We start from the raw sequence: 26507 nt of genomic DNA on the forward strand, positions 1-26507 counted from the left end.
TGCACACCGTGCGGGACCAGCTTGTCGCCCTGCTGCACGGTGGCCGAGACCGGCTTGGCCGCGTGGGTGGTGTCCGCCGCGTGGGCCGCGACCGGGCCGGCGAACACGCCACCGGTGAAAGCCAGACCAGCGATACCCAGGACGCTCTTACGCAGGATCGTGTTCATGATGGGGCTCCATTCGGGGGTCGACGCACCCGAGGGACGGGATGCGGGGGCACCGTCAGGCGCTCAAAGTCTCAAGGGGGTTCGGCTACTCACGGGGCGGGGCCTCTCGCGGCGCCGGAAGGATGTCCAACGACCGGCGGCCCGGGATGATTCCCGAGGACGTCTCACGCACCCGGGATAGCAGGTGCGGGCCTCACGCCGCCAGAACCGTACTCAACGCGTGGCGGCCCGGCGAGATTCCCCGGGACCCGCCCCGCCTGGGGCGAGCCGCGCTCGGTCGTTCACCCGGTTACAACGCCACCGGCCCGCCGACGATTCCACCCCCAGAGTGCCGCCCACCACCCCCGAACCAGACACCCACCCCAAACCCCCAAGTCCCGCCCCCAGCACCGCGCCCTGCCACCCGTGATCAAGGACTTTGCGGCAGCCTTCTGCGCCAACGACGACACAAACCCCTTGATCACCCCCGAGAGGCACTCCCGGGTCACCCGGCACCCGGTGCCCGGCGATCATGAGGTTGGCGGCGACAAAACGGACACCGAGCGCCGTCAACTTCATGATCGACGCCCTCGGGCGGGGCAGATCGTGGGCGGGAGGCGGGCACTGCGGGACAAACCGGCGATCTTGCAGTTTGAGCCCATCGGATGCCCCATTCGCGCGCTATGCGGGGTACCGAAGTGCAAGATCGCGGCGTTCAGGGGGTGGTAGCGGTCAGCGCGTACGAGGATCCGCTGCGGTCTGGGGCGAGTTCATCGATCTTGGAGTTGTGGTACCTCGCGAACCTGCACCAAAAGGGCAATTCGGGGAGCCACAACTCCAAGATCGGCGTGGGTCGGCGCGCGAGCCACGGCGGCGGAGGGGTCAGGGCTCGAACTTGTAGCCGAGGCCGCGGACCGTGACGATGTAGCGCGGGGCGGACGGCTCCGGCTCGATCTTGGAGCGCAGCCGCTTCACGTGCACGTCCAGCGTCTTGGTGTCGCCCACGTAGTCGGCGCCCCAGACCCGGTCGATCAGCTGCCCCCGGGTGAGCACCCGTCCGGCGTTGCGCAGCAGCAGCTCCAACAGCTCGAACTCCTTGAGCGGGAGCTGCACCCCGGCGCCGCCGACCGTCACCACGTGCCGTTCGATGTCCATCCGCACCGGCCCGGCGGCGAGCGTCGGCGCACCCGTCTCGTTCGACTCGGCGCTCTGCCGGCGCAGCACCGCCCGGATGCGGGCGACCAGTTCACGCGGCGAGTACGGCTTCGTCACGTAGTCGTCGGCGCCGATCTCCAGGCCGACCACCTTGTCGATCTCGCTGTCCCGCGCGGTGACCATGATGATCGGCACGTGCGAGCGCTGGCGGAGCTGCCGGCAGACCTCGGTGCCGGACATCTCCGGCAGCATCAGGTCGAGCAGCACGATGTCGGCGCCGGTCCGGTCGAACTCGGTGAGGGCGGCGGGGCCCGTCGCGGCGACGGAGACCTCGAACCCCTCCTTGCGGAGCATGTAGGACAGGGCGTCGGAGAACGACTCCTCGTCCTCGACCACCAGTACGCGGCTCAACGGGTGTTTCCTTTCCTGTGGTCAGACCTGCCGGAGCTCGGCCGGGCCGGCCTCGATCCCAGCGGAGGCGAGTGTCGTCTCCAGGTCGTCCGGGGGGCGTGCGGGCAGCCGGAGAGTGAACGTCGATCCCCCACCAAGGGTGCTCGACACGTCCACCCGGCCGCCATGGTTGCTGGCGATGTGCTTGACGATGGCCAGGCCCAGGCCGGTGCCGCCGGTGGACCGGGAGCGGGCCTGGTCGGCCCGGTAGAAGCGCTCGAAGATCCGGTCGACCTCGTTCGGGGCGATGCCGATGCCCTGGTCGGCCACGGCGATCTCGACGTGCTCCTCGGTGCCGGTGACGGTCACCCGGACCGTGGTGTCCTCGCCGGAGTAGTTGATCGCGTTCTCCACCAGGTTCGCCACCGCCGTGGCCAGTTGGCTGTCGCTGCCGTACACGGTCAGGCCCCGCTGCCCGCCGACGGCGATCTCCACCCGGCGGGCGGTGGCCGCGGTGCGGGTCCGGTCGACGACCTCGGCGAGCACCCAGTCCACCGAGACCGGCTCGGGGGCGGGTTGCGGCTCGGCGCCCTGGAGACGGGTCAGTTCCAGCAGCTCCTGCACGAGGCGGCCGAGCCGGGTCGACTCGTGCTGGATCCGCTCGGCGAACCGCCGCGCGGCGACCAGGTCCTCGGACAGGTCGGGTGCGCCGTCGGCGGCCGGCTCGGTGGCGTCGACGAGCGCCTCGGCGAGCAGTTGCAGCGCGCCGATCGGCGTCTTCAGCTCGTGGCTGACGTTCGCGACGAAGTCCCGGCGTACCCGGGCGAGACGGTGCGACTCGGTGACGTCCACCGCCTCGACGGAGATGTAGCCGGAGCCCAGTCCCATCGCCCGCAGGTGCACGCCGAGCGGGTTGTCCCCACCGCCGTCGCGGCCCCGGGGGAGGTCCAGCTCGATCTCGCGCCGCACGCCCGTGCGGCGGACCTGCCCGGCGAGGGTACGGATCAACGGGTGCGCCGCGATCGACCCGGGCGTCGCCCCGGTACGGAGCAGACCCATCGCCCGGGCGGCCGGGTTCACCAGCACCGGCACGTCGTCCAGGTCGAGCACCACCACGCCGGCGCGCAGCGAGTCGATCGTCTTGCGGCCGAGCCCGGGCAGGCCCCCCTGCTGGTCGTCCGGAATGTTCGTCCTCCCTGCGTCACGACGGAGGATCCCGCCGCCCTGCGACGCCCTGCGGCGCCGCCACTCGTCAACGGGTCCGGACAGCAGCGCCCCGGCGACCAGCCCGGTCACCAGCGCTCCGGCCACCACGACGGCCACCGCCCATTCCACCCGGCGATCGTAGGGTCATTGTTAACCCGGAGATCGGTCACAGGGGGACGAATCACTCTCGCTTTCGGCAAAGTTCACCTGCGGGCCCAGCGTCGTTCACCCGCGTTCACCCTGGTGCCGACCGTTCGGCCTAGCGTGGGTCGCGCACCTGCTCCTGCCGTACCCCTCCAGGTGGCGGCAACCGACCCCAGGAAGTGACGATGCGCGACGAGTTCCGGGCCGACCTGCAGATTGTCAGCCAGTTGCTGGTGGACATGGCCGAGGCGGTACGCGCGGCCATGCGCCAGGCCACGAAGGCGCTGCTCACCGCCGACCGGACGGCCGCCGAGACGGTGATCGCGCGGGACGCCGAGATCGACGAGCTGTACCGGCACGTGGAGGAGCGGGTCTGTGACCTGCTGGCCCGGCAGGCGCCGGTCGCCTCCGACCTGCGCGCGATGATCACCGCGTTGCACGTGGCCGCCGACCTCGAACGGATGGGCGACCTGGCCGACCACGTGGCGAAGACGGCACTGCGCCGGCACCCGTCCCCGGCGGTGCCGGCGGAGCTGCGGCCGGTCTTCACCGACATGGCCGGGATCGCCGACCGGATGGCCGAGAAGATCGGCTCGGTGCTGGCCAAGCCGGACGCCGCCGTGGCCGCCGAGCTGGACCGTGACGACGACGCGATGGACGACCTGCACAAGAGCCTGTTCGGCGTGCTGCTCGGCGACGACTGGCCGTACGGGGTGGAGACGGCGATCGACGCGACGTTGCTGGGGCGCTTCTACGAGCGCTTCGCCGACCACGCGGTGAACGCGGGCGAGCACGTGGTCTACCTGATCACCGGTTCCACCTCCGCCTGACCGCGTGCAAGGAAGGGCCCCTTGTTAACGCGTCGGGTTAACAAGGGGCCCTTCCTCTACCTCAGGCGTTAATAGGGGCCCTTCCTTACACCTCAGCGGCCCTGGTTGGCCACCGCGGCGGCGGCGTCCTTCGCCGCGTCCGGGTCCAGGTAGGTCCCGCCGAGCACCTGCGGACGCAGATCGGCGTCCAGGTCGTAGCGCAGCGGGATGCCGGTGGGGATGTTCAGCTTGGCGATCGCCTCGTCGGAGATCTGGTCGAGGTGCTTGACCAGGGCGCGCAGCGAGTTGCCGTGCGCGGCCACCAGCACGGTCCGGCCGGCCAGGATGTCCGGCACGATCGAGTCGTACCAGTAGGGCAGCATCCGGTCGACGACGTCCTTCAGGCACTCGGTGCGCGGCATCAGCTCGGTCGGCAGCAGCGCGTACCGGGGGTCGCCGACCTGCGACCACTCGTCGGCGTCGTCGATCGGCGGCGGCGGCGTGTCGTACGAGCGGCGCCAGAGCATGAACTGCTCCTCGCCGTACTCGTCGAGGGTCTGCTTCTTGTCCTTGCCCTGCAGGGCGCCGTAGTGGCGCTCGTTGAGCCGCCACGACCGGCGCACCGCGATCCAGTGCCGGTCGGCGGCGTTCAGCGCCAGCTCGGCGGTGCGGATGGCCCGGCGCATCAGGCTCGTGTGCACCACGTCCGGCAGCAGGTCGTGCTCGCGCAGCAGTTCGCCGCCGCGCCGCGCCTCGGTCTCCCCCTTTGTGGTCAGGTCGACGTCGACCCAGCCGGTGAAGAGGTTCTTGGCGTTCCAGTCGCTCTCGCCGTGCCGCAGCAGGACCAGCGTCCCGACGGTGGGCCCCTCGCTCGCAGTCATGCCGATCATCCTGCCGTACGGCGCGGGCGGACACGCGGCGACCTGTGGTGACGACCACCACGTGGAAATCCTGATGACCACGGCTCCGGCCCGGCACTAGGTTGTAAGGCGTCTTACAGGGGTCGGTCATTACCAATCGGGGGCGTCGGGATGCGGACGGTACGGGGCTGGTTCCAGGACACGGCGGGTGGCCTGCCACGGACGTTCTGGTACCTCTGGGCCGGCACGCTGATCAACCGCCTCGGCTCCTTCGTGCTGATCTTCCTGGCCATCTACCTCACCCAGGAACGCGGCTTCTCCGCCGCACAGGCCGGTCTGGTGATCGGCCTCTGGGGTGCCGGCGGCGCAGTCGGCACCACTATCGGCGGCACCCTGACCGACCGCTGGGGACGGCGGCCCACGCTGCTCGTCGCGCACGTCGGCGCGGCCGGGATGATGGTCGCGCTGGGCCTCGCCCGTCCGCTGTGGGCGGTCGCCGTGGGCGCGCTGCTCCTCGGCGCGTTCGCCGAGGCGGCCCGCCCGGCCTTCGGCGCGATGATGATCGACGTGGTGCCGGACAAGGACCGGCTGCGTGCCTTCTCGCTCAACTACTGGGCGATCAACCTCGGCTTCGCCTGCGCCGCGGTGCTCGCCGGCTTCGCCGCGCAGAGCAGCTACCTGCTGTTGTTCCTGGTCAACGCGACCACCACGCTGGTCACCGCGCTGATCATCTTCGCCAGGGTCGGCGAGACACGCGGCCCGGTGACCGCGCTCCCGGCCAAGGGGATGCCGGCGCCGGCCGGCGCGCTGCGCACCATCCTTGCCGACCGGGTGTTCCTCGGCTTCGTCGCGCTCAACCTGCTCGCCGCGTTGGTGTTCCTCCAGCACATCTCGATGCTGCCGATCGCCATGGGCGACTCCGGGCTCAGCCCGGCCACCTACGGCTCGGTGATCGCACTGAACGGCGTGCTCATCGTGTTCGGCCAGTTGTTCGTACCCCGGCTCATCAAGGGCCGCAGCCGCTCGCACGTGCTGGCGCTCGCGGCGCTGGTGATGGGCGCCGGGTTCGGGCTCACCGCGTTCGCCGACACGGTCTGGCTCTACGGCCTCACCGTGCTGATCTGGACCGTCGGCGAGATGCTCAACTCGCCGTCGAACGCCACCCTGATCGCGGAGCTGTCGCCGGCCGCGCTGCGCGGCCGCTACCAGGGCGCCTTCTCGCTGTCCTGGCAGCTCGCCGGCGCCGCCGCGCCGATCCTCGGCGGCCTGGTGCGCGAGCACGCCGGCAACAGCGCGCTCTGGCTCGGCTGCGCGGGCATCGGTGTCGTGGCGGCGGTCGCCCACCTGGTCTCCGGCCCGGCCCGGGAGCGCCGCGCGGTCGCCCTGCGCGCCGCAGGCACGCCGGTCGCGCCGGTCACCGTCACCGCCGCCCCGGCGCCCGAGGCGGGCGAGGCCGCTGCCACCGCACCCGCCGAACCGGTCCGGGCCGGTTCCTGAGTGCGCCCGCGCGCGCCCTGCCCGAGGCGGATCGATACGGTACGGGGAGGAATCGTAAGGAAACCTTTCTGGAGGACGTGTGCGCGGCCTGGGGCGCTGGTGGGACGACACGGCCGGCGGACTGCCGGCCACGTTCTGGTACCTCTGGTCCGGCCTGCTGATCAACCGGGCGGGCGCGTTCGCGCTGCTGTTCCTGTCGCTCTACCTGACCGCCGCGCGAGGCGCCCCGCCGTCGCTGGCCGGGCTGGTGGTCGGCGCGTACGGCATCGGCGGCGCGGCCGGCACGCTGCTCGGCGGCGTCCTGGCCGACCGCTGGGGACGGCGGGCCACGCTCCTCGCCGCCCACCTGGCCGCCGCCGGGCTGATGGCGGCGCTGGCGTTCAGCACGCACCTGGCGGCGATCGCCGTACTCGCCACGCTGGTCGGGGTGGCGCACTCGATGCCCAGCCCGGCGTTCGTGGCCGCCATCGTGGACGTGGTGCCGGAGGCCCGCCGCTCCCGCGCGTTCAACCTCCAGTTCTGGGCGTTCAACCTGGGCATGGCGGTCGCCTCGCTGCTGGCCGGCATCCTCGCCGAGGCGAGCTTCACGGCGCTGTTCCTGGTCGACGCCGGTGCCACGCTGGCGGCGGCGGTGGTGATCGCGCTGAAGGTGCCGGAGACGCTCACCCGGCGGCCGGCGCTCACCCCACGGGCGGTGGTCGGACGCCGTCCCGGGCTGCGCACCGCGCTCACCGACCGCACGTTCCTGGTGTTCGTCGGGCTGACGTTCCTGCTCGCCGTGCTGACCATGCAGACCTCGACGATCATGCCGCTGGCGATGCGCGCGGACGGCCTGCGCCCGTCGGCGTACGGGCTGGTGGTGGCACTCGGCGGGGCGCTGATCGTGGCCGGGCAACTGTTCGTGCCGCGGCTCATCGAGCCGTACCGGAAGTCGAGCGTGCTGGCCGCCTCCACCGGGCTGATGGCGCTCGGGTTCGGTGCGCTGACGATGGCCGACGGGCTGCCGCTCTACCTCGGCGCGGCGGTGGTCTGGACGGTCGGGCAGATGCTCGCCGCGCCGCCGAACGCACAGATCAACGCGGACCTCGCGCCGCCGGAACTGCGCGCCCGCTACCAGTCGGTTTTCTACCTGACGTTCCCGGCCGCGTCGTTCGTGGCGCCCGCGCTCGGCGGGATCAGCCTGGAACACCTCGGCGAGCGGCACTGGCTGGTGGTGGGCGCGCTCGGTCTGCTGGCCGCCGCCGGGCACCTGCTCGCCGGGCCGCGCCGGGAACGGCGGGTGGCCGCGCTGCGGGCGGCGGCTGCGGAGCCGGTCGGTGCCACCGGCTGAAGGGGCTCGGGACAACGGCAGAGCGCCCACCCCGACCCCCGTCGAGATGGGCGCTCTGACCGTACGCCCGGCGGCGGCGGGCGACACTCACCCCCGTAAGCGTCGCCCGCTCGCGCCGCCGGTTCCACGGGTGGCACCGTCCCCCAACGGTGTGCTCCACCCGATCTTCGCGTCTCGCCTGCGCGGACCTGATCGATCCACCGCTCCCCCGAACGGAAACAAGCGTGACGCGGTGCAATAAAGTTAGTTCGCCCGGATTCCGGATTCAACCCAGATCGCTGTCTTGCCCGTCACAGCGCCCTGTCGGAAACCCGGCTGTCCCTGTTGTCGTCCCTGGAGTGGCAAACACGGCGTTCCCGTCCGCCATTCCCGTAAACCTCAGCCGTCCTCGCGATTCGGGTTCTCGGTCCGGAAGAAGTTGCTCTGCCGGCCGTCCCGCATCTGCTCCTGATAGATCAGGTTCAGCCGCCGGAGATCGAACGTGCGGAACCAGTCGTCCCAGGTGATCTCCCGGATCCGGCTGCTCTCCCGGTAGCCGGGGATGTTGAACGTGAGCACCCCGGGCCGGTTGCCGCGCTCGGTGCCGGCGATGGTGGCGGGCTTCGCGCCCCGCGCCCGCGCCCAGCGCTGGATCACCTCGTGGTTACGGGTGACCAGGCTCCGGCCCGGACGCTCCGGCCGGTCCGCGAGCGACGTGATGAGCTGCGACGATCCGATCGACCGGCTGGATGCCGGGCCACGGGTCGGCGCGCTCTGCGCCCGAGCGGACGACGCCTTCCGAGCCGGCGCCGCCTTCGCGCGCGACGGAGCTGCCTTCGCCCGCGACGGAGCGGCCTTCGCCCGTGACGGGGCCGCCTTCGCGCGCGGCGGGGCTGCCTTCGCGCGCGGCGGGGCTGCCTTCGCCCGAGCCGACGTCGCCGTTGCCCGCGACGAGGTCGCCTTCGCGCGGGCGGGTGCCGCCTTGCGCGTACCCGCCGCCTTGGCCCTGGCGCCGGTGGCCCGCGCGGCCGGCGCGGACTTGGCCGGCGACGTCGCCCGGCGGGCTGTGGTCTTCTTCGCGGCGGTGCTCTTGCGGGTGGCCGACGGCCGGCCGGCCGGGCCGGAGCTGCGCCGGGCCGCGCCGCCCTCCCCCCGCATGGTGCGCGCCAGGGTCTTCACCAGTTCCGGCTTCCGCAGCGCGGAGATCCCGGAGACACCGCGCCGCCGAAGCTGGCTGCGGAGGTCGTCGACCTTCATCCGCGAGATCGCCGACTCCGACACCCTCGGGGTGTTCGGCGTCTGGTTGCCGGTTTGCCGCTTGGTCCGGGTCGCAGTCGTGCCGCGACCTGAGCTGTTGCGCTGAGCCATGGGACACGCTCCTCGACAGTCCGTCCTCGGCCCGCGGTGGGTCCCAGTGCTCCGCACCGCGCGGGGCGGCATACCCGTCAGGAGGGCTCCGAACCTCCGGCGGACGAACCGGCGGTCGCGGAGGGCTCGAAGAGGTGCGCGAACGCGGCCAGGTTCGCCGTCGACTCGCCGCGCTTGACCCGCCACTCCCACTCCCGGCGGATGGCGGTGCCGAAGCCGATCTCCAGCATGCTGTCGAACGACTCGTCGGCGTACGTCAGCACGGAACCGAGCAGCCGGTCCAGCTCGTCGGCGTCGACCCCGGCCAGGTTGACCCGCCCGGTCAGGTAGACGTCGCCGACCGAGTCGATGGAGAACGAGACGCCGTACATGCGGGCGTTGCGCTGGAGCAGCCAGGCCCACAGCTCCTCGCGGCGCTCGTCGGGCTGGCGCATCACGAACGCCTCGACCCGCAGCGCGTGCTCACCCACGATCAGGTTGCAGATCGTCTTGAGCTTGTGCGTGCCGGGCAGCGTCACCGCGTACGACGCCTCGCCCGTGGACTCCCACTCCAGCTCGCGCTCCGCGCAGACGGACTCGATCAGCGCGGCGACCTCACTCCTGCGGCTCATCGCACCCACTCTACGACCGGCGGACCGGGGCCGCCCGGTGGCCGGTGACGGTCACCAGGAGCACAGCAGGGCCGGGTCGCCGCACCGCCGCGCCAGCCGGGCCCGGTGCTCGGTGATCGCCTCCCCGTAGACCGCGAGCAGGCCGGCGGCGGTGCGCTGCCAGGAGAAGTCCCGGGCGTGCCGCTCGGCGCCCCGGCCCAGCGCGGCACGGCGTGCCCGGTCGGGCAGCAGGCGGGCGAGCGCCCGGGCCCAGTCGACCGGGTCGTGCCCGTCGATGAGCACGCCGCTGACGCCGTCGCGTACCGCGGTGACCAGGCCGCCCACGGCGGCGGCAAGCACCGGCGTGCCGCACGCCTGGGCCTCCAGCGCGACCAGCCCGAACGACTCGTTGTGCGACGGCACCGCGACCAGGTCGGCGGCGCGGTAGAGGGCGGGCAGGTCACCGCCGGTCTGCGGCGGGAGGAAACGCACCCGGTCGGCGACGCCGAGCGCGTGCGCCAGTTCGATCAGGGCGGTGGGCCGGTCCAGGCCGCTGCCGCTCGGCCCGCCGCAGATCACCACGGTCAGCTCGTCGGCCAGCGCCGGGTCCCGTTCGCGCAGCGCGGCGGCGGCGCGGACCAGCACGTCCGGCGCCTTGAGCGGCTGGATCCGGCCGACGAACGCGACCACGTACCCGTCGGCCGGCAGGCCGAGCCGGCGGCGCGCGGCCCGGGTCGCGGCGTCCCGGTCGCCGGGTGCCGGGCGGAACCGATCCAGGTCGACGCCGGGCTCCACGACCGCCACCCGGTCCGGGGCGGCCGCGTACCTGTCGAGCAGGTCGCGGGCCTCCACCCGGGTGTTGGCGACCAGCCGGTCCGCCTCGGTGACCACCTGCTCCTCGCCGATCACCCGGGCCTTCGGCTCGGGACGGTCGCCGGCGGCGAGGCGGGCGTTCTTGACCTTGGCCAGGGTGTGCGCGGTGTGCACAAGCGGTACGCCCCAGCGCTCCTTGGCCAGCCAGCCGACCTGCCCGGAGAGCCAGTAGTGCGAGTGGATCAGGTCGTAGTGGCCCGGCGGGCGGGCGGCCTCGGCGCGCAGCACCCCGGCGGTGAAGGCGCAGAGCTGACCCGGCAGCTCCTCCTTGGTCAGCCCCTCCAGCGGGCCGGCGGTGACGTGCCGGACGGACACCCCGGGCGCCACCTCGACCACCGGGGGCAGGTCACCGGCGGTGGCCCGGGTGAAGATCTCCACCTCGACGTCGGCCTCGGCCAGCCGCCGGGCCACCTCCAGGATGTAGACGTTCATGCCGCCCGCGTCACCGGTGCCGGGCTGGTGCAGCGGCGACGTGTGCACCGACAGGGTGGCGATACGGCGGGGCCGCGGCCACGGAAGGGCACCTCGCTGACGACCGACACCGGTGTGCAAATCCGCCACGTCCGCTCCCTCTGTCACGGTTGATGCCGTCCCGCACGACCGGCGCTTCTCGGTCAACCCGTGTGCCGGATGTCATCTTCCCCATCGGGGTACGGAAATGCTTTCCGCCGGGTCCCGGGCGTGACGGACCTCATCCCGCCGCCCGGCGCGGCGACGGGAGACAATGACCGGATGACTTCCATCGCCATCGTCACCGGGGCGTCCAGCGGCATCGGCGCGGCCACCGCCCGCCGGCTCGCCGCCGAGGGCTTCCACGTGCTGGCCGCCGCCCGGCGTACCGACCGGCTGGCCGCGCTGGTCACCGAGATCGAGGCGGCCGGCGGCGCGGCGACGGCGGTGGCCTGCGACGTGACCTCGGACGAGTCGGTGGCCGCCCTGGCCGCCGCCGCCGAGGCCGCCCCCGGGCCGGTCACGCTGCTGGTGAACAACGCCGGCGGCGCGCGCGGCCTGGACCCGGTCGAGTCCGCCGACGTGGGCGACTGGCAATGGATGTACGACGTGAACGTGCTCGGCACGCTCCGCGTCACCAAGGCGCTGCTCCCGGCGCTGGAGCGCTCCGGCGCCGGCACTGTCGTGATCGTCAGCTCCACCGCCGGGCACGTGGTCTACGAGGGCGGCGGCGGCTACACGGCCGCCAAGCACGCGCAGACCGCGATCGCCGGAACGCTCCGGCTGGAGCTGTGCGGCCGCCCGGTCCGGGTGGTCGAGATCGACCCCGGCATGGTGAAGACCGAGGAGTTCGGCCTGGTCCGCTTCGGCGGCGACGCCGACCGGGCCGAGGCGGTCTACGCCGGAGTCGCCGAACCGCTCGTGGCCGACGACGTGGCCGACTGCGTCGCCTGGTGCGCGACCCGCCCGCACCACGTCAACATCGACCGGCTCGTGGTCCGCCCGCTGGCCCAGGCCGCGCAGCACAAGGTGCACCGGATCTCCTGATGGAGCGTCCGCTCGGCGTGGCCACCCGGGGCACCACCAACCCCAACCGGCTCCGGCGGGTGGACAACTGGATCGTCGAGACCTGCGGCGACGCGCTGCGCGCCGCCGCCGACCCGCTCGTGGTGGACCTGGGCTACGGCGCCACCCCGGTCACCCCCGTCGAACTGCGGGCCCGTCTCGCCGCCGGGGTCCGCGCCGACGTGCGGGTGGTCGGCCTGGAGATCGATCCGGTACGCGTCACCGCCGCCTCGGCCGCCGCCGACCCACCCGGGCTGACGTTCGCCCGGGGCGGCTTCGAGCTGGCCGGGCTGCGTCCCGCGCTGGTCCGGGCGTTAAACGTCCTACGCCAGTACGACGAGAGCGAGGTGGCCGACGCCTGGCGTACCGTCACCGGGCGGCTCGCGCCGGGCGGGCTGCTGGTCGAGGGCACCTGCGACGAGCTGGGGCGGCTCGGCTCCTGGGTGCTGCTGGACGCCACCGGCCCGCGCACGCTCACCCTGTCGGCGAAGCTGACCACGCTGGAGAGCCCGGCCACGCTCGCCGAGCGGCTGCCGAAGGCGCTGATCCACCGCAACGTGCCGGGGGAACGCGTCCACGACCTCATCGAGGCGCTGGAACACGCCTGGCGTTCGGCCGCCGGGTACGCCCCGTTCGGCCCTCGCCAGCGCTGGCTGCGTACGGTCGAGGTGGTGAAGGAGGCGGGCTGGCCGATCCAGGACACCCCCCGCACCTGGCGCCACGGCTACCTGACCCTCCCCTGGCCCGCCGTCTCCCCCCGCTGAACCGCCCGCACCAAGGGCCGGAAGTGCAACATCGCGGGGGTGAGGCGGGCGGGGTGGGGTCAGATGGTGCAGTTGATGAGGACTGGCTCGGGGTGTAGGGGGACGCCGAAGCGGGACTGCACGCCGTCGCGGATCTCGCGGGCCAGCGCCACCAGCGCGGCCGTACTGGCGGTGCCGGAGCGGTTGGTGAGCGCGAGCGTGTGCTTGCTGGAGATGGCGACGCCCTCCGGGCCCGCGTACCCCTTGCCGAACCCGGCCTTGTCGATCAGCCACGCCGCGCTGAGCTTCACCGTGCCGTCGGCGCCCGGCCAGTGCGGCGGCTCCCCCAGGTCGGCGGCGCGCTCCCGCACCTGCGCGAACGCCTCGACCGGCAGCACCGGGTTGGTGAAGAACGAGCCCACCGACCAGGTGTCCGGGTCGGCCGGGTCGAGCACCATGCCCTTGCCGGCGCGCAGCTCGCGCACGGTGGCCCGGGCGTCGGCGAGCGGCACCCGGTCGCCCACCTCGACGCCGAGCGCCCGGGCCAGTTCGGCGTAGCGGACCGGACCGGACAGCGGCGACCTGGTGAGCCGGAAGTCGACCGCTAGCACCACCCAGCGGTCGCTGTACTTGAAGATGCTGCCCCGGTAGGCGAACCCGCAGTCGGCCGCCGCGATCCGCACCACCCGGCGTTCCGTCCGGTCGTACGCCTCGACGGCGACGATCGTCTCGGCGACCTCCTGGCCGTACGCGCCGACGTTCTGGATCGGGGTCGCGCCGGCCGACCCGGGGATGCCGGAGAGGCACTCCAGTCCGGACCAGCCGCGCTCGACGGTGGCGGCGACGAGGTCGTCCCACGGCTCGCCTGCCTGCACACGTACCGTGACGGTGTCGCCGTCCTCGGCGACGACCTGGAACCCCCGGGAGCGGACGAGCACGACGGTGCCGGGGAAGCCCTGATCGCCGATCACGACGTTGCTGCCGCCCGCCAGCACCAGCACTGCCTGCTCACGGGCTTCCGCTTCCTGCACCTTTAGTACGATCTGGGAGGCATCCCCGGCGACCTCCAGCCGCCCGGCGGGGCCGCCGAGCCGGAGCGTGGTGTAGCGCGCCAGGGTGGCCGGATCGGTCGGGTCACCGGCAGTCGCCGGTTCGGCGTAGACGTCTGACACGCCTTTCACCCTAGGCTGAGGGGTAGCCGGAGCACCCACTGGTGGCCCGGTCACCCCCGGGAGGATGGCGATGAGCAGACTGCACCACACGAAGGACTTCTGGATCGGCGCGCTGCGCACGGAGGGCCCCGCCTTCGCCGTGGCGGTGACAGAGGCGCCGCCCGAGACACCCGTGCTGTCCTGTCCCGGCTGGACGGTCACCGACCTCGCTCATCACCTGACCCGCGCGTACATCTGGGTGGGCACCGTCCTGACCGCCGGCGGGACGGCCCGGCCGGAGCGGCACGACCCGGAGCCGCCCGCGGGTCTGACCGCGGCGCAGTGGTACACGCGGGAGTACGAGCGGATCAGCGCGCTGCTGGAGGCGACGGATCCGGAGGCGCCGGCCTGGAACTTCGCGCCCCAGCCGAAGAAGGCCGCCTTCTGGCCGCGCCGGGTCGCGCACGAGACCGCCGTCCACCGCTGGGACGCCCAGCTCGCGATCGGTGCGGGTGACCCGATCGAGGCGAAGCTCGCGGCCGACGGGGTGAGCGAGGTGCTGGACACCTGGCTGCCGGCGGGACGGCGGGTACGGCCCGGGCAGTGGCACGGCGTGGTGCATCTGAACGCGACCGACGCCGCGCAGGAGTGGTATCTGCGGTTGCGGGGCGAGGGGGTCGCGCTGCTGGACACCGCGACGATCCTCGACCACGACGACCACCGGGCGCGGGCGCAGGTGTCCGGCACGGCGAGCGATCTGCTGCTGGCGTTGATGGGCCGGATCAGCTTCGACGCGCTGGACGTGGCGGGCGACTCGGCCCTGCTGGGGGGCCTGCGGGTCGGCTGACGACGGGCACCGGACGGAGAGGGACGGCGGCCGTCCCTCTCCGTTTCTTTTCGGACAGCTCTGAGAGCGCTCTCTTGACAAGGTCCGGGACCCTCCACCACGCTGTCGTGAGAGCGCTCTCTTAGTTCCGGAACCGCCTTCCACCACCCGTTTCGACGACCCGAGAGGTCAGGACAGATGCTCACCTTCACGCGCCGCCGCCTGGCGGCGGTGGCCCTGGTCGCCGCCACCGCGTTGCTCGGCACCACCGCCTGCGGCGGCGGTGACGACGACGCCGCGGCCGACGGGCCGATAACGCTCACCGTTGACGTCTTCGGCCAGTTCGGTTACGCCGATCTCTACCAGGAGTACATGGCCAGCCACCCCGGCGTGAAGATCGTCGAGCGGGGCACCGGCGGAAACCTCGACGAGTACTCGCCGAAGCTCACCCAGTGGCTCGCCGCGGGCAAGGGCGCCGGTGACGTGGTCGCCATCGAGGAGGGCCTGCTCGTCGAGTACAAGGCCAACCCGCAGAACTTCGTCAACCTCCTCGACCACGGCGCGGCCGACCTGAAGGGGAACTTCCTCGACTGGAAGTGGAACCAGGGGCTCACCGCCGACGGCAAGCAGCTCATCGGCCTCGGCACCGACGTCGGCGGCATGGCGATGTGCTACCGCACGGACCTGTTCGCCAAGGCCGGCCTGCCCACCGACCGGGAGGCGGTGTCCAAGCTCTGGCCCACCTGGCAGGACTACATCAAGGTCGGCGAGCAGTTCACCGCGAAGAAGACCGGCGCGTCGTTCCTGGACGCCGCGACGAACACGTTCAACACGATCCTGCTCCAGACCGCCGGCAACAGCAGCGGCTACAGCTACTACGACACCGGCAACAACCTGGTCGTGGGCAGCAACCCGGCGGTGAAGCAGGCGTACGACACCACGATGGACATCATCGACTCCGGGCTGTCCGGCAAGTACGGCTCCTGGTCCGAGGAGTGGGTGTCGGCGTTCAAGCAGTCGAAGTTCGCCACCATCGCCTGCCCGGCCTGGATGACCGGCGTGATCGAGGGCAACGCGGGCGCCGCCGCCAAGGGCAAGTGGGACATCGCCCAGATCCCCGGCAACGGCGGCAACTGGGGCGGCTCGTTCCTCGCCGTGCCGAAGCAGAGCAAGCACCAGGCCGAGGCGATCGAGCTGGCCAAGTTCCTGACCAGCACCAAGGGCCAGATCGGCGCGTTCAAGGCGAAGGGTCCCCTGCCCTCTTCGCCGCAGGCGCTGGAGGACCCCGCGATCCTCGACTCGAAGAACGCCTACTTCTCCGAGGCGCCCGTCGGCAAGATCTTCGCCACCGGCGCCAAGAGCCTGAAGCCGGTCTACATGGGACCGAAGAACCAGGCCGTACGCACCGAGGTGGAGAACGCCGTCCGCTCGGTGGAGCTGGGTAAGCGCTCCCCGGAGCAGGGCTGGACCGACGCGGTCGCCAACGCCGAGAAGGCCGCCGCCAAGTAACCCGAGCAGCGCGTGCGGGCGGCCACCCGGCCACGGGGGCCGCCCGCACGGCGGAAAGGAGTCCCGGGTCATGGCCGTCCAGCTCGACGCCCGCCCGCCGGTCGCACCGGCACCCCGTCCCACCCGTCCCGGCCTGGGCAACCGGCTCAGCCGGCTCGACACCAAATACTCGCCGTACCTGTTCATCGCCCCGTTCTTCCTGCTGTTCGGCGTCTTCGGGGCGTACCCGCTGGCGTACACGTTCTGGGTCTCGCTGCACGACTGGGACCTGCTCGGCGCCGAGCACCCGTTCATCGGCTTCGACAACTACACCCAGTTGCTCGCCGACACGGACTTCTGGCACTCGGTGGTGAACACGCTGGGCATCTTCGTGATCTCCACGGTTCCCCAGCTGCTCGCCGCGCTCTGGCTGGCCAACCTGCTCAACCGGCAGTTGCGCGCCCGTACCACCTGGCGGATGGCGGTGCTGATCCCGAACGTCACCTCGACCGCCGCCGTGGCGATCGTGTTCGCGGTGCTGTTCGGCCGCGAGTTCGGCATGATCAACTGGTTGCTCGACCACATCGGGATCAACGCGATCGACTGGAAGGCGAACCGGTTCGCCGCCTGGGTCGCCATCTCCACCATGGTCGACTGGCGCTGGACCGGCTACAACGCGCTGATCTTCCTGGCCGCCATGCAGGCCATCCCCCGCGACCTGTACGAGTCGGCGGCGATCGACGGCGCCGGCCGGGCACGCCAGTTCTGGGCCATCACCGTGCCGCTACTCAAGCCGACGATCATCTTCGCGGTCATCATCTCCACCATCGGCGGCCTCCAGCTCTTCACCGAGCCGCGGATGTTCAACTCCGGCACTAACGCGATCCGCGGCGGGCCGCTGCGGGAGTCGCAGACGGTGACCATGTACATGTTCGAGAACGCCTTCGCGCCGCACTACAACTTCGGCTACGGCTCGGCCGTCGCCTGGCTGCTGTTCGCGTTGATCGCCGTGGTCGCCGCCATAAACGTCCTGCTCCTGCGCCGGCTCGGCGGCGGCTCCCGCAAGGAGGTCTCCCGATGACCCGCCTCTGGTCGGCAAGCCGGCTCACCTACCTGGCGCTGACGCTCTCGGCCGTCCTGTCGATCTTCCCGATCTACTGGATGTTCGTCGTCGCCAGCCGCACCAGCGACACGATGGGCCAGGTGCCGCCGCCGCTCACCCCCGGCGGCAACCTCGGCGCCAACATCGCCCGGCTGTTCGACAACACCGACGCGTACTTCCTGACCGGCCTGATCAACTCGGCGATCGTAGCCGTCACCGTGACGGTCTCGGTGGTGTTCTTCTCCACCCTGGCCGGGTTCGCCTTCGCCAAGCTGCGCTTCCGTGGCCGCAACGCGCTGCTGCTGGTCATCGTCGCCACCATGATGGTCCCAACCCAGCTCGGCGTCATCCCGCTCTACCTGCTGATGACCAAGCTGAACTGGAACGACCGGCTGCCCGCCGTGATCGTGCCGGCACTGGTCACCGGATTCGGCGTGTTCATGATGCGCCAGTACGCCGGCCAGGCGGTCAGCACCGAACTGATCGAGGCGGCCCGGATGGACGGCTGCAACACCGCGCGGATCTACTGGAACGTGGTGCTGCCCGCGCTGCGCCCGGCCGCCGCCGTCCTCGGCCTGCTCACGTTCATGACTACCTGGAACGACTTCCTGTGGCCGTACGCGGTCCTGAACGACCCGGAGAACCCGACTGTGCAGCTGTCGCTGCGGGCCCTCTCCGACGGGTACTACCAGGACATGTCGCAGGTGTTCACCGGCACGGCCATCGCCACGCTGCCGCTGCTGCTGGTATTCGTCGTTTTCGGCCGCCAGATCATCGGCGGGATCATGGAAGGTGCGGTCAAGGCGTGAGTGAGATGCGATTCCCCGAAGGGTTCGTCTGGGGCGGGGCCACCGCCGCGTACCAGATCGAGGGCGCCGCCCGCGACGACGGTCGCGGCCCGTCGATCTGGGACACCTTCAGCCGTACGCCCGGCGCGGTGTTCTCCGGACACACCGGCGACGTGGCCTGCGACCACTACCACCGGTACGCCGAGGACGTCGCGCTGATGGCCGAGCTGGGGCTGCGGGCGTACCGGTTCTCGGTGTCCTGGCCCCGGGTGCGGCCGGACGGCACCGGCCCGGTCGAGCCGCGCGGACTCGACTTCTACGACCGGCTGACCGACGCGCTGCTGGACGCCGGCATCGACCCGATCGTCACGCTCTACCACTGGGACCTGCCGCAGGCGCTGGAGGACCGGGGCGGCTGGACCGTCCGGGAGACCGCCGAGCACTTCGCCGAGTACGCGCTCACCGTGCACGGCCGCCTCGGCGACCGGGTCCGCACCTGGACCACGCTCAACGAACCGTGGTGCTCGGCCTACCTCGGGTACGGCAACGGGGTGCACGCCCCGGGCCGCCGCGACGCCGGTGACGCGTTCCGGGCCGTACACCATCTGCTGCTCGGCCACGGCCTGGCGGCGCGGGCGCTGCGCGCGGCCGGCGCGCAGACGCTCGGGGTCACGCTCAACCTGGCCGACGTGCAGCCGGCGGACGCCGGTAGCGCCGCGGACGCCGAAGCGGTCCGGCTCGTCGACGGCCTGCACAACCGGATCTTCCTGGACCCGCTCACCGGCGGCGGCTACCCGGAGGACGTGCTGGCCCACGTCAGCCGGATCGTCGCGCCCGACTTCGTCCGGGACGGGGACGAGAAGCTGATCGCCGCGCCGCTGGACCTGCTCGGCCTGAACTACTACGCGCCCACCTACGTGGCCGGGCGGCCGGGTGGCGCCGGGAGCGACGCCTACCCGGGCACCGCCGGGCTGGTCGAGTTCCTGCCGCCCGAGGAGCCGCTCACCGACATGGGCTGGTCGATCGAGCCGGCCGGGCTGACCCGGCTGCTGGAGCGGGTGGCGGCCGACCACCCCGGGCTCCCGCTGATGATCACCGAGAACGGCGGGGCGTTCCCGGACACCGACAGCGACACCGACGGCGCGGTGGCCGACGCCGACCGGGTCGCCTACCTCGACGGGCACCTGCGCGCGGCGCACGAAGCCATCGCCCGCGGCGTGGACCTGCGCGGTTATCTCGTATGGTCGGTGCTGGACAACTTCGAATGGGCCGAGGGTTACCGGAAGCGGTTCGGGATCGTCCACGTCGACTACCTGACCCAGCGGCGCACACCCAAGCGCAGTGCCCGCTGGTACCAGGAGGTGATCGCCCGGAACGGGCTGTGACGAGGTGGTGGTAACGGGGATGACGACGGCACAGCGACCGACCCTGGAGGCGGTGGCCCGGCTGGCCGGCGTGTCCCGGGCCACCGTCTCCCGGGTGGTGAACGGCTCGACCACAGTCGCGGAGCCGATCCGGCAGGCGGTACGCCGGGCGGTCGAGGAACTCGGGTACGTCCCGAACCTCGCCGCCCGCAGCCTGGTCACCCAGCGGACCGACTCGGTCGCGCTGGTGATGCCCGAGGCGGCCACCCGGGTCTTCTCCGACGACCAGGTGTTCCCGGGCATCATCCGGGGCGCCGCGCAGGAGCTGGAGGCGGCGGACAAGCAGCTCGTGCTGATGCTCGCCGGTTCGCCGGCCGGGCACGAACGGGTCGAGCGGTACACCACCGGCCGGCACGTCGACGGGGTGCTGTTCGCCTCGCTGCACGGCGAGGACCCGCTGCCCGGCCGGCTGGCCCGCCTCGGCATCCCGGTCGTGTGCAGCGGACGGCCGCTCGACGGCGCCGACGTGCCGTACGTGGACGTCGACCACACCGGCGGCGTCAGCACGGCGGTCCAGCACCTGATCACCAGCGGGCGGCGGCGGATCGCCACCATCGCCGGGCCGCAGGACATGGTCGCCGGGATCGAGCGGCTGATCGGCTACCGCGACGCGATCACCGGGGCCGGGCTGCCGGAGCTGGTCGCGTACGGCGACTTCACCCGGGAGTCCGGCACCGCCGCGATGCGCGAACTGCTCGCCGCCGACCCGGAGCTGGACGCCGTGTTCGCCGCCTCCGACCTGATGGCGCACGCCGCCCTGCGGACGCTGCGGGAGGCGGGACGGCGGGTGCCCGAGGACGTGGCGGTGATCGGGTTCGACGACATCGAGACGGCCGCGTACACCGAGCCGCCGCTGACCACAGTGCGGCAGCCGATAGTGGAGCTGGGCCGGTCGATGACCCGGCAACTGCTGCGCATCGCCGCGGGCGAGACGGTCGAGCAGGCGCTGGTGCTGCCCACGGAGCTGGTGCTGCGCGAGTCGGCTTAAGGAAGGGCCCCCTCTTAACGCCTCAGGTAGAGGAGGGGGCCCCTCTTAACAGCCTGCGGGGCAGCCCGCCGCGCGTTAACCGGTCGCGGGGCTGGCGGGCGCGGGGCTAGGGTCCGCCGGATGAGTGGAGCCGAGATCCGTCCCGCCCGCCCCGACGACGCGCCCGCAGTGGTGGCGTTGCGCGCGCTCGTCTACCCGTACCTGGTGCGCGGCGTCGAGTCGACCCGTCGCATGATCGCCGACCCGCCGGCCGGCGAGGACTGGTCGGCCTGGGTCGCCGAGGCGGGCGGGCAGGTGATCGGCTGGGTGTCGGCGTACCGCAACACGCAGACCTCGACGCCCGGCGTGGGCGAGATGGCCCTGCTGCACGTCCACCCGCGGCACCGCCGCCGGGGCACCGGCACCGCGCTGTTCGAGACCGCGTTCGACCACCTGCTGACGCTCGGGACGACACGCGTGCTCACCCATGCGCGTACCGACTCGCTGCCGTTCGCGCGGCGGCACGGCTTCGAGCCCAGCCGGGAGCTGCGCTACTCGGCGCTGGACCTCACCACCGCCCCGCCGATGCCGCAGCCGCCGCCGGGCGTACGGCTGGTGTCCGCCGCCGCGCTCGACCCGCGCCAGGTGCACCGGGTCGACGCCGAGGCGGCCCGGGACGAGCCGGGAGACGTGCCCACGGACTCGCTCGGCTTCGACCTGTGGCTCCACGAGTGCTGGGACAACCCGGGTCTGGACCGGGAGGCCAGCACGCTTGCCGAGGTGGACGGCGAACTCGTCGCGCTGAGCCTGGTCAAGCGGGACGGCGACCGGATGTGGTCGGACTTCACCGGCACGCTGCCCGCGTACCGGGGGCGAGGGCTGGCCCGGCTGGCCAAGCAGGCCGCGCTGCACACCGCCGCGACGCGCGGGGTACGCACCGCGTACACCTCGAACGACGGGGCGAACGCGCCGATGCTGGCAGTGAACGAGCGGCTCGGCTACCGGCCGGTGGACAGCCAGTGGTCGTGCCGGCGCACGCTCAGCTGAGCCTGGCGGCAACCCGCACCGCCGTGGCGTACGTGTCGCCGCCGAACAGCACCAGCCGGGCCTCGGTGACGTGCTCCGGGTTGGCCGCGTGCAGCACGGTGAGCGCCTGCGCCACCGCGTCGTCGACCGGCCACCCGTAGACGCCCGCACTGATCAGCGGGAACGCGATCCGGGTCGCGCCCAGCCCGTCGGCGACCCGCAGGCTGTTGGCGTAGCAGTCGCGCAGCAACGCCGACCGGTCCTCGTGCGGCGAGAAGACCGGGCCGACCGTGTGCACCACCCAGCGGGCGGGCAGGTTGCCGGCGGTGGTGGCGACGGCCTGGCCGGTGGGCAGCCCGCGCCCGTAGCGGGACGCGCGCAGCGCCCGGCACTCCTCCAGGATGGTCGGGCCGCCGCGCCGGTGGATCGCGCCGTCCACTCCCCCGCCGCCGAGCAGCGACGAGTTGGCGGCGTTGACTATCGCGTCGACCTGCTGCGCGGTGATGTCGCCCTCGATCAGGACGGTGTCCATCTCAGCTCTCCTCGATGGGCTGGCCCAGCGACCGGCGGGCCAGCAGCGCGGCCCCGGCGACGGCGGCCGGCATGACCAGCACCGCGCCGAGCGGGATCAGGAAGCACAGGAAGACCGCCACCCCGAAACCGAGCGCCGTCGGCCGGTCGGCCCGCAGCCGCACCCGCCGGTCCGGCAGCCGCATCCCCCGCCGGTAGAACGGCGCACCGACCAGCTCCAGCGCCAGGAACCAGCCACCCACCAGGGCACCGACCACCGGGACCACCGTCTGCCCCACCACCGGGATGAAACCGGCCGCGAAAAGGGGTACGCCGATCAGCGCGGACAGCGCCACCAGGCGCAGCGAGTCGGCGAGGCTGCGTCGCAGCGAGGACCAGAACGGCACGTCCACCGCACCGGGGGTGCCGCCGAGCCGGTCCTCGACCCGCTCGGAGATCGCCTCGTAGAACGGGTCACCGATGACCAGCGTGACGGCGGTGAACGTGAGCACCCCGACCAGCCCGGCGACCCCGACCACCGCCAGCCCGGCGGCCACCCGCAGCAGCCCGCGCCAGGGCGACGACCAGTCGTCGGCGAACGGGGTGAGCCAGCCCGCCAGGTCGTCCACGAAGTAGAGCAGCGTGGCGAACAGGGCCACGTAGAGCGCGCCGGTGATCAGCGCCGGGATCACGCCGAGCAGCATCAGCTTCGGGCTGCGGACGTACATGCCGAAGCCGCGCAGCAGCAGCCCGGCGCCGCCGAGGAAGCGGGTGGCCGCGCCGGTGACGGGCGCGACGGTACGGGAGGCGTTCACGACGGCACAGCCTAATCCGCCGGTGCACCACAATGGGCCTGTGCGTGCGTCGCGGCTGATCTCGCTGGTGTTGTTGCTCCAGTCCCGGGAGACGATGACGGCCGCCGAGCTGGCCCGCGAGCTGGAGGTGTCGGAGCGCACCGTCTACCGGGACGTGCTGGCGCTCTCCGCCGCCGGTGTGCCGGTGTACGCGGACCGGGGGCGGGCCGGCGGCTACCGGCTGCTGGGCGGCTACCGGACCCGGCTGACCGGGTTGAGCCGGGACGAGGCCGAGGCGCTGTTCCTGGCCGGGCTGCCCGGTCCCGCAGGGGACATGGGACTTGCCGACTCGGTCGCCGCCGCCGAGCTGAAGGTGCTGGCCGCGCTGCCGCCGAGCCTGCGGGACGCGCCCGCGCGTACCGGGCAGCGGTTCCACCTGGACGTGCCCGGCTGGTTCCGGGAGACCGCGCCGCCGCCGGCCCTGACCGAGCTGGCCCGGGCGGTCTGGCGGGACCGGTTGGTGGAGCTGCGCTACCGGCGCGGGGACCGGGAGGTGACCCGCACGCTGGCGCCGTACGGGCTGGTGCTGAAGAACGGGGTCTGGTATCTGGTCGGCCGGGTCGGGGACGGCTGGCGGACGTACCGGGTGGACCGGGTGGTCTCGGTCGAGGTGAGCGCCGACGGGTTCGAGCGGGACGAGGACTTCGACCTCGGGGCGTACTGGCGGGAGCAGGCGGGCGCGTTCCTGCGTGAGCTGCTGCGGGAGCGGGTGACGGTGCGGCTGGGCCCGGCCGGGTTGCGGGCGTTGCGGCACCTGGTGGACGCGCCGTTCGTCCACACCGAGGCGGTGGAGGCGGCCGGGCCGCCGGACGAGCAGGGCCGGCTGGTGCTGCGGCTGCCTGTCGAGTCGGTGGACGTCGCGTACGGCCAGTTGCTGGCGCTCGGCCCGGAGGTGGAGGTGCTGGCGCCGCCGCAGCTGCGGGCGCGCTTCGCCGAGGCGACCCGCCGCGCGGCGGCGCTCTACACCGATCCGCCGTCCGACGGTCAGCGGTAGCCGGTGGCGTCGGCCGGCTTACCGGCCTTGATACCTGACAGCGGAAGTCCGGTTTGCCGGACGATCCGGATGGGCGATCATCACCGGTATGCACCTGCTGCTGTCCGGGATCGTCGGCTCGGTCGCGTACGGGCTGGCCGGTCCCGGCTCGGACACCGACCGGATCGGCGTGTTCGCCGCGCCCACAGTCGCGTTCCACGGCCTGCGCCCGCCCCGCGAGTCGGTGGTCACCACCGACCCGGACGTCACGCTGCACGAGGCCCGCAAGTACGCGCTGCTGGCGCTGAGCGGCAACCCGACCGCCACCGAGCTGATGTGGCTGCCCGGCGACTGCTACGAGACCCGTACCGGGTTCGGCGACGAGCTGATCGCCATCCGGTCGGCGTTCCTCAGCGCGCCGCGCGTCCGTGACGCCTACCTCGGGTACGCCTCGCAGCAGTTCCGCAAGCTCGCCACCCGCTCGGCGGACGACGGCGGGCGACGGCGCTCGGCCAAGCACGCCCGGCACCTGGCCCGGCTGCTGCACCAGGGCCGGGTGCTGTACGCGACGGGCGTGCTGGAGATCCGTCTCGCCGACCCGGGCTGGTTCCGCGCGTTCGGCGAGCGGGTCGCCGGTGGCGCGCTGGACGAGGCGCAGGCCCTGGTGGCGGCCGCCGAGGCGGAGTTCGACCGGATCCGGTCGCCGCTGCCGGAGCGCCCGGACGAGCAGACGGTGGAACGCTGGCTGCTCGCCGTCCGGGCGGCGTACCTGCCGCGCTGAGCCGTCAGTCCGCCAGGCGTACGCGTACCCGGCGGTTGGCCCGGCCCTTGCTCTCCACCTTGACCACCTGGACCTTGCCGATCTGGGCGGTGGACGCGACGTGCGTGCCACCGTCGGCCTGCACGTCCAGCCCGACGATGTCGACGATCCGCACCTCCTGCTCCTCCGGCGGGATCAGGTTCGACTGGGTACGGATGATGTCCGGCAGGGCGAGCGCCTCGGCGCGCGGCAGCACCCGCACGGCCACCGACCGGTCGGCGGCCACCTCGGCGTTCACCAGTTCCTCGATGCGAGCCTTGAAGTCCGGCGGCACCTCGGGCAGGTTGAAGTCCATCCGCGCCTCGCCCGGTTCCATGTTGCCGCCGGTGACCAGCGCGCCGAAGTCGCGGAACACCACGCCGCAGAGCACGTGCAGCCCGGAGTGGGTGCGCATCAGCATGGTCCGGCGGTCGTCCTCCACCGCGCCGACCACCTCGGCGCCCACCGGCGGCACCGGGTCGCCCTCGGCCGGGATCAGCCACAGGTCGTCGCCCTTGCGGGTGCCGACGATCCGGGTCTGTACGCCCTGCCAGAGCAGCACCCCGTGGTCCGGCGGCTGCCCGCCGCCACCGGGGTAGAACGCGGACCGGTCCAGCACGATGCCCTGCTCGGGATCGGCCGCCAGCACCCGGCAGGTCCACTCGCGCAGGGTCGGGTCGGCGAGGTCGAGCCGGTGCGTACGGCCGTGGTGTGTGACGCCCATGGTCCGCGACGTTACCCGTTCAGGAACTCCGAGACGCGCCCCCGCAGGTCGGCGCGTTCGGTCCAGAGCACGCCGGGACGGTCGTACACGTGCAGTGTGGCGTTCGGGAGCGCGGCGGCGAGCCGTTCGGCGACGGCGACCGGGTGCAGGTCGTCCTCGGCGGCGGCGATGACGAGGGCCGGCGCGGTGACCGAGGCGAGCGACCCGGCGTCGTCGAGCGGCGCCTGGGCGGGCAGGTCGGCCAGCCCTGGTGCGAGCCCGTCGCGCAGCAACTGGTCGAGCCGCTGCCGCAGGTACGCCCAGCCGGCCGGGGTGTTGCGCACCGACGGCGGCAGCTCCAGCGACACCGCGTCGGCCAGCGCCGAGGCGTCGCCCTCGGCCACCGCGTCGAGCAGGCCGGTGAGCCGGGCACGGGCCACCTCGCCGCGTGGCGTGTCCAGTGCGGCGGGGAGGAAGAAGACGAGCCGCTCGAAGCGCTCCGGGCTCTCCGCGAGCAGCCGGCAGAGCGCGCCCGCACCGAGGCTGGCTCCGAACGCCCGGGTCGCGCCGCTCAGGTCGGCGATCGCGCGCAGGTCACGGGCGAGGTCGAGATAGCTCCACGGCCCGGGCGGGGAGTCGGATCGGCCGTGCCCGCGGAACTGGAAGAAGACGCGCCGCCCGGCGACGCCGCTGCCGAACGGGCGGGTGGTGGCGATGCCGCTGCCGAGCCCGTGGGCGAACACGGTTACCGGGTCACCGGTGCCGGTGACCAGCCGTTCCAGGCTCACCCCGTGCGGCGTGGCGACCAGTTCCGTCTCCGGCTCGGGCAGCGCGGGCCGCCCGGTCCGGGGCGCGCCGGGACCGGGCCCCCAGGTGCGGGGGCCGCCGTCCGGCGGCGGAGGCCAGCGGAAACCTCTCACCAGGACCCTCGGCCGTCGTGCAGGTCCCGCAGGCCGGGCCGCACGTCGAGCAGGTAGATGAGACCGGCCGCGATGCCGATCAGTCCGAACAGGCTGATCGGGCCGAAGCCGAGCAGGGTGAGCGCCAGGCAGACCGCCAGGATGGCGACCCAGCCGCCCTTGGGCAGCGTGCCGATCGCGGCGAATCCGTCGCCGCGCTGGGTGACCGCGTGCACCAGCGCCACCCCCTGAACGACGAGGGCGAAGACGAGCAGGATCAGCTGGATCACGCTTTGGACTGCGAACGCGAAGATCGGCGCGGCGGTGGCCATGGGTGCAAGCTTAAGCCGAGACCCCGGAAACGTCCGACAGGACGTTGTCCGGGGTCCCGG

Annotated in this window: 26 protein-coding genes; 14 read left to right on the forward strand and 12 right to left on the reverse strand. The window is 72.7% G+C overall.

What is annotated here, in order from left to right; translation table 11 throughout:
* Window positions 1–1028 precede the first annotated feature (1028 nt).
* Both AB0D28_RS24090 and AB0D28_RS24095 read right to left on the reverse strand, forming a co-directional pair.
* Window positions 1029–1712, reverse strand: a complete 684-nt coding sequence (locus tag AB0D28_RS24090; protein WP_030272198.1) for a response regulator transcription factor — start codon at window positions 1710–1712, stop codon at window positions 1029–1031.
* A 21-nt stretch (window positions 1713–1733) separates the two neighbouring features.
* Complete coding sequence (locus tag AB0D28_RS24095; RefSeq protein ID WP_357389278.1) at window positions 1734–2906, reverse strand: ATP-binding protein; 1173 nt, start codon at window positions 2904–2906, stop codon at window positions 1734–1736.
* Window positions 2907–3226: 320 nt separating this feature from the next.
* Between AB0D28_RS24095 and phoU the strand changes: the two genes are divergently transcribed.
* Window positions 3227–3871 carry a phosphate signaling complex protein PhoU gene (gene phoU / locus AB0D28_RS24100; RefSeq protein WP_357389184.1) on the forward strand — a complete coding sequence of 215 codons (645 nt, stop codon included), beginning with the start codon at window positions 3227–3229 and terminating at the stop codon, window positions 3869–3871.
* A 92-nt stretch (window positions 3872–3963) separates the two neighbouring features.
* On the opposite strand, the gene AB0D28_RS24105 is transcribed toward phoU, so the two are convergent.
* The gene (locus tag AB0D28_RS24105; RefSeq protein WP_357389185.1) at window positions 3964–4731 is read right to left on the reverse strand and encodes a phosphoglyceromutase; all 768 of its coding nucleotides are present in this window, start codon (window positions 4729–4731) and stop codon (window positions 3964–3966) included.
* A 150-nt stretch (window positions 4732–4881) separates the two neighbouring features.
* Between AB0D28_RS24105 and AB0D28_RS24110 the strand changes: the two genes are divergently transcribed.
* Both AB0D28_RS24110 and AB0D28_RS24115 read left to right on the forward strand, forming a co-directional pair.
* On the forward strand, window positions 4882–6207 hold the full coding sequence (locus AB0D28_RS24110) for an MFS transporter (protein ID WP_357389187.1): 1326 nt from the start codon (window positions 4882–4884) through the stop codon (window positions 6205–6207).
* Between the two features lie 79 nt (window positions 6208–6286).
* The gene (locus tag AB0D28_RS24115; RefSeq protein ID WP_357389189.1) at window positions 6287–7537 is read left to right on the forward strand and encodes an MFS transporter; all 1251 of its coding nucleotides are present in this window, start codon (window positions 6287–6289) and stop codon (window positions 7535–7537) included.
* A 378-nt stretch (window positions 7538–7915) separates the two neighbouring features.
* Here the strand turns inward: AB0D28_RS24115 and AB0D28_RS24120 are convergent, their stop codons facing one another.
* From AB0D28_RS24120 to mshA, 3 genes are all read right to left on the reverse strand, one after another.
* Window positions 7916–8884: a hypothetical protein gene (locus AB0D28_RS24120; RefSeq protein WP_357389191.1), complete on the reverse strand. Its 969-nt coding sequence runs from the start codon at window positions 8882–8884 to the stop codon at window positions 7916–7918.
* A 77-nt stretch (window positions 8885–8961) separates the two neighbouring features.
* Window positions 8962–9495 (reverse strand): YbjN domain-containing protein, encoded by a 534-nt coding sequence (locus AB0D28_RS24125; RefSeq protein WP_354868468.1) that lies wholly within the window; start codon window positions 9493–9495, stop codon window positions 8962–8964.
* Window positions 9496–9546: 51 nt separating this feature from the next.
* Window positions 9547–10908 carry a D-inositol-3-phosphate glycosyltransferase gene (mshA, locus tag AB0D28_RS24130; protein WP_357389193.1) on the reverse strand — a complete coding sequence of 454 codons (1362 nt, stop codon included), beginning with the start codon at window positions 10906–10908 and terminating at the stop codon, window positions 9547–9549.
* A 171-nt stretch (window positions 10909–11079) separates the two neighbouring features.
* Between mshA and AB0D28_RS24135 the strand changes: the two genes are divergently transcribed.
* Window positions 11080–11844 carry an SDR family NAD(P)-dependent oxidoreductase gene (locus AB0D28_RS24135; RefSeq protein ID WP_357389195.1) on the forward strand — a complete coding sequence of 255 codons (765 nt, stop codon included), beginning with the start codon at window positions 11080–11082 and terminating at the stop codon, window positions 11842–11844.
* A complete protein-coding gene (locus tag AB0D28_RS24140) occupies window positions 11844–12626 on the forward strand; it encodes a class I SAM-dependent methyltransferase (protein ID WP_357389197.1) in 783 nt (260 codons plus the stop codon). The genes AB0D28_RS24135 and AB0D28_RS24140 overlap by 1 nt, the downstream gene beginning before the upstream one ends.
* Window positions 12627–12685: 59 nt before the next feature.
* On the opposite strand, the gene AB0D28_RS24145 is transcribed toward AB0D28_RS24140, so the two are convergent.
* Complete coding sequence (locus AB0D28_RS24145) at window positions 12686–13777, reverse strand: UDP-N-acetylmuramate dehydrogenase (RefSeq protein WP_357389199.1); 1092 nt, start codon at window positions 13775–13777, stop codon at window positions 12686–12688.
* A 70-nt stretch (window positions 13778–13847) separates the two neighbouring features.
* On the opposite strand from AB0D28_RS24145, the gene AB0D28_RS24150 reads away from it, so the two are divergent.
* From AB0D28_RS24150 to AB0D28_RS24180, 7 genes are all read left to right on the forward strand, one after another.
* Window positions 13848–14603 (forward strand): maleylpyruvate isomerase family mycothiol-dependent enzyme, encoded by a 756-nt coding sequence (locus tag AB0D28_RS24150; RefSeq protein ID WP_357389201.1) that lies wholly within the window; start codon window positions 13848–13850, stop codon window positions 14601–14603.
* Between the two features lie 177 nt (window positions 14604–14780).
* Window positions 14781–16091 (forward strand): extracellular solute-binding protein, encoded by a 1311-nt coding sequence (locus tag AB0D28_RS24155; protein WP_357389203.1) that lies wholly within the window; start codon window positions 14781–14783, stop codon window positions 16089–16091.
* Between the two features lie 70 nt (window positions 16092–16161).
* Entirely contained in the window at window positions 16162–17151 is a 990-nt protein-coding gene (locus AB0D28_RS24160; RefSeq protein ID WP_357389205.1) for a sugar ABC transporter permease, read from the forward strand.
* Complete coding sequence (locus AB0D28_RS24165; RefSeq protein WP_357389207.1) at window positions 17148–17981, forward strand: carbohydrate ABC transporter permease; 834 nt, start codon at window positions 17148–17150, stop codon at window positions 17979–17981. The genes AB0D28_RS24160 and AB0D28_RS24165 overlap by 4 nt, the downstream gene beginning before the upstream one ends.
* On the forward strand, window positions 17978–19345 hold the full coding sequence (locus AB0D28_RS24170; RefSeq protein ID WP_357389209.1) for a GH1 family beta-glucosidase: 1368 nt from the start codon (window positions 17978–17980) through the stop codon (window positions 19343–19345). The genes AB0D28_RS24165 and AB0D28_RS24170 overlap by 4 nt, the downstream gene beginning before the upstream one ends.
* 19 nt (window positions 19346–19364) lie before the next feature.
* A complete protein-coding gene (locus AB0D28_RS24175; protein ID WP_357389211.1) occupies window positions 19365–20372 on the forward strand; it encodes a LacI family DNA-binding transcriptional regulator in 1008 nt (335 codons plus the stop codon).
* A 120-nt stretch (window positions 20373–20492) separates the two neighbouring features.
* Window positions 20493–21398: a GNAT family N-acetyltransferase gene (locus AB0D28_RS24180; protein WP_357389213.1), complete on the forward strand. Its 906-nt coding sequence runs from the start codon at window positions 20493–20495 to the stop codon at window positions 21396–21398.
* Here the strand turns inward: AB0D28_RS24180 and AB0D28_RS24185 are convergent.
* Both AB0D28_RS24185 and AB0D28_RS24190 read right to left on the reverse strand, forming a co-directional pair.
* Window positions 21391–21909 carry an O-acetyl-ADP-ribose deacetylase gene (locus tag AB0D28_RS24185; protein WP_357389215.1) on the reverse strand — a complete coding sequence of 173 codons (519 nt, stop codon included), beginning with the start codon at window positions 21907–21909 and terminating at the stop codon, window positions 21391–21393. The genes AB0D28_RS24180 and AB0D28_RS24185 overlap by 8 nt on opposite strands.
* 1 nt (window position 21910) lies before the next feature.
* The gene (locus AB0D28_RS24190; protein WP_116505114.1) at window positions 21911–22702 is read right to left on the reverse strand and encodes an EI24 domain-containing protein; all 792 of its coding nucleotides are present in this window, start codon (window positions 22700–22702) and stop codon (window positions 21911–21913) included.
* A gap of 40 nt (window positions 22703–22742) precedes the next feature.
* On the opposite strand from AB0D28_RS24190, the gene AB0D28_RS24195 reads away from it, so the two are divergent.
* Window positions 22743–23735, forward strand: a complete 993-nt coding sequence (locus AB0D28_RS24195; protein WP_357389218.1) for a YafY family protein — start codon at window positions 22743–22745, stop codon at window positions 23733–23735.
* An 88-nt stretch (window positions 23736–23823) separates the two neighbouring features.
* Entirely contained in the window at window positions 23824–24495 is a 672-nt protein-coding gene (locus tag AB0D28_RS24200; RefSeq protein WP_357389220.1) for a nucleotidyltransferase domain-containing protein, read from the forward strand.
* Window positions 24496–24499: 4 nt separating this feature from the next.
* Here the strand turns inward: AB0D28_RS24200 and AB0D28_RS24205 are convergent, their stop codons facing one another.
* From AB0D28_RS24205 to AB0D28_RS24215, 3 genes are read right to left on the reverse strand one after another with little or no spacing between them, the layout of a single operon-like run.
* Window positions 24500–25237, reverse strand: coding sequence for an alanyl-tRNA editing protein (locus AB0D28_RS24205; protein ID WP_357389222.1), 738 nt, complete (start codon window positions 25235–25237; stop codon window positions 24500–24502).
* 11 nt (window positions 25238–25248) lie between these two features.
* On the reverse strand, window positions 25249–26136 hold the full coding sequence (locus AB0D28_RS24210) for an alpha/beta hydrolase (protein ID WP_357389224.1): 888 nt from the start codon (window positions 26134–26136) through the stop codon (window positions 25249–25251).
* A complete protein-coding gene (locus AB0D28_RS24215) occupies window positions 26133–26447 on the reverse strand; it encodes a DUF2516 family protein (protein WP_357389226.1) in 315 nt (104 codons plus the stop codon). The genes AB0D28_RS24210 and AB0D28_RS24215 overlap by 4 nt, the downstream gene beginning before the upstream one ends.
* Window positions 26448–26507 lie beyond the last annotated feature (60 nt).

This window comes from Micromonospora sp. NPDC048169 (assembly GCF_040652815.1).
GTDB lineage: Bacteria > Actinomycetota > Actinomycetes > Mycobacteriales > Micromonosporaceae > Micromonospora.

Coding starts and splice junctions, on each gene's coding strand:
- AB0D28_RS24200 (WP_357389220.1), top strand. CDS start 23,824: ATGCACCTGCTGCTGTCCGGGATCGTCGGCTCGGTCGCGTACGGGCTG.
- AB0D28_RS24205 (WP_357389222.1), bottom strand. CDS start 25,237: ATGGGCGTCACACACCACGGCCGTACGCACCGGCTCGACCTCGCCGAC.
- AB0D28_RS24155 (WP_357389203.1), top strand. CDS start 14,781: ATGCTCACCTTCACGCGCCGCCGCCTGGCGGCGGTGGCCCTGGTCGCC.
- AB0D28_RS24110 (WP_357389187.1), top strand. CDS start 4,882: ATGCGGACGGTACGGGGCTGGTTCCAGGACACGGCGGGTGGCCTGCCA.
- AB0D28_RS24175 (WP_357389211.1), top strand. CDS start 19,365: ATGACGACGGCACAGCGACCGACCCTGGAGGCGGTGGCCCGGCTGGCC.
- phoU (WP_357389184.1), top strand. CDS start 3,227: ATGCGCGACGAGTTCCGGGCCGACCTGCAGATTGTCAGCCAGTTGCTG.
- AB0D28_RS24185 (WP_357389215.1), bottom strand. CDS start 21,909: ATGGACACCGTCCTGATCGAGGGCGACATCACCGCGCAGCAGGTCGAC.
- AB0D28_RS24160 (WP_357389205.1), top strand. CDS start 16,162: ATGGCCGTCCAGCTCGACGCCCGCCCGCCGGTCGCACCGGCACCCCGT.
- AB0D28_RS24180 (WP_357389213.1), top strand. CDS start 20,493: ATGAGTGGAGCCGAGATCCGTCCCGCCCGCCCCGACGACGCGCCCGCA.
- AB0D28_RS24165 (WP_357389207.1), top strand. CDS start 17,148: ATGACCCGCCTCTGGTCGGCAAGCCGGCTCACCTACCTGGCGCTGACG.
- AB0D28_RS24105 (WP_357389185.1), bottom strand. CDS start 4,731: ATGACTGCGAGCGAGGGGCCCACCGTCGGGACGCTGGTCCTGCTGCGG.
- AB0D28_RS24125 (WP_354868468.1), bottom strand. CDS start 9,495: ATGAGCCGCAGGAGTGAGGTCGCCGCGCTGATCGAGTCCGTCTGCGCG.
- AB0D28_RS24140 (WP_357389197.1), top strand. CDS start 11,844: ATGGAGCGTCCGCTCGGCGTGGCCACCCGGGGCACCACCAACCCCAAC.
- AB0D28_RS24150 (WP_357389201.1), top strand. CDS start 13,848: ATGAGCAGACTGCACCACACGAAGGACTTCTGGATCGGCGCGCTGCGC.
- AB0D28_RS24215 (WP_357389226.1), bottom strand. CDS start 26,447: ATGGCCACCGCCGCGCCGATCTTCGCGTTCGCAGTCCAAAGCGTGATC.
- AB0D28_RS24120 (WP_357389191.1), bottom strand. CDS start 8,884: ATGGCTCAGCGCAACAGCTCAGGTCGCGGCACGACTGCGACCCGGACC.
- AB0D28_RS24135 (WP_357389195.1), top strand. CDS start 11,080: ATGACTTCCATCGCCATCGTCACCGGGGCGTCCAGCGGCATCGGCGCG.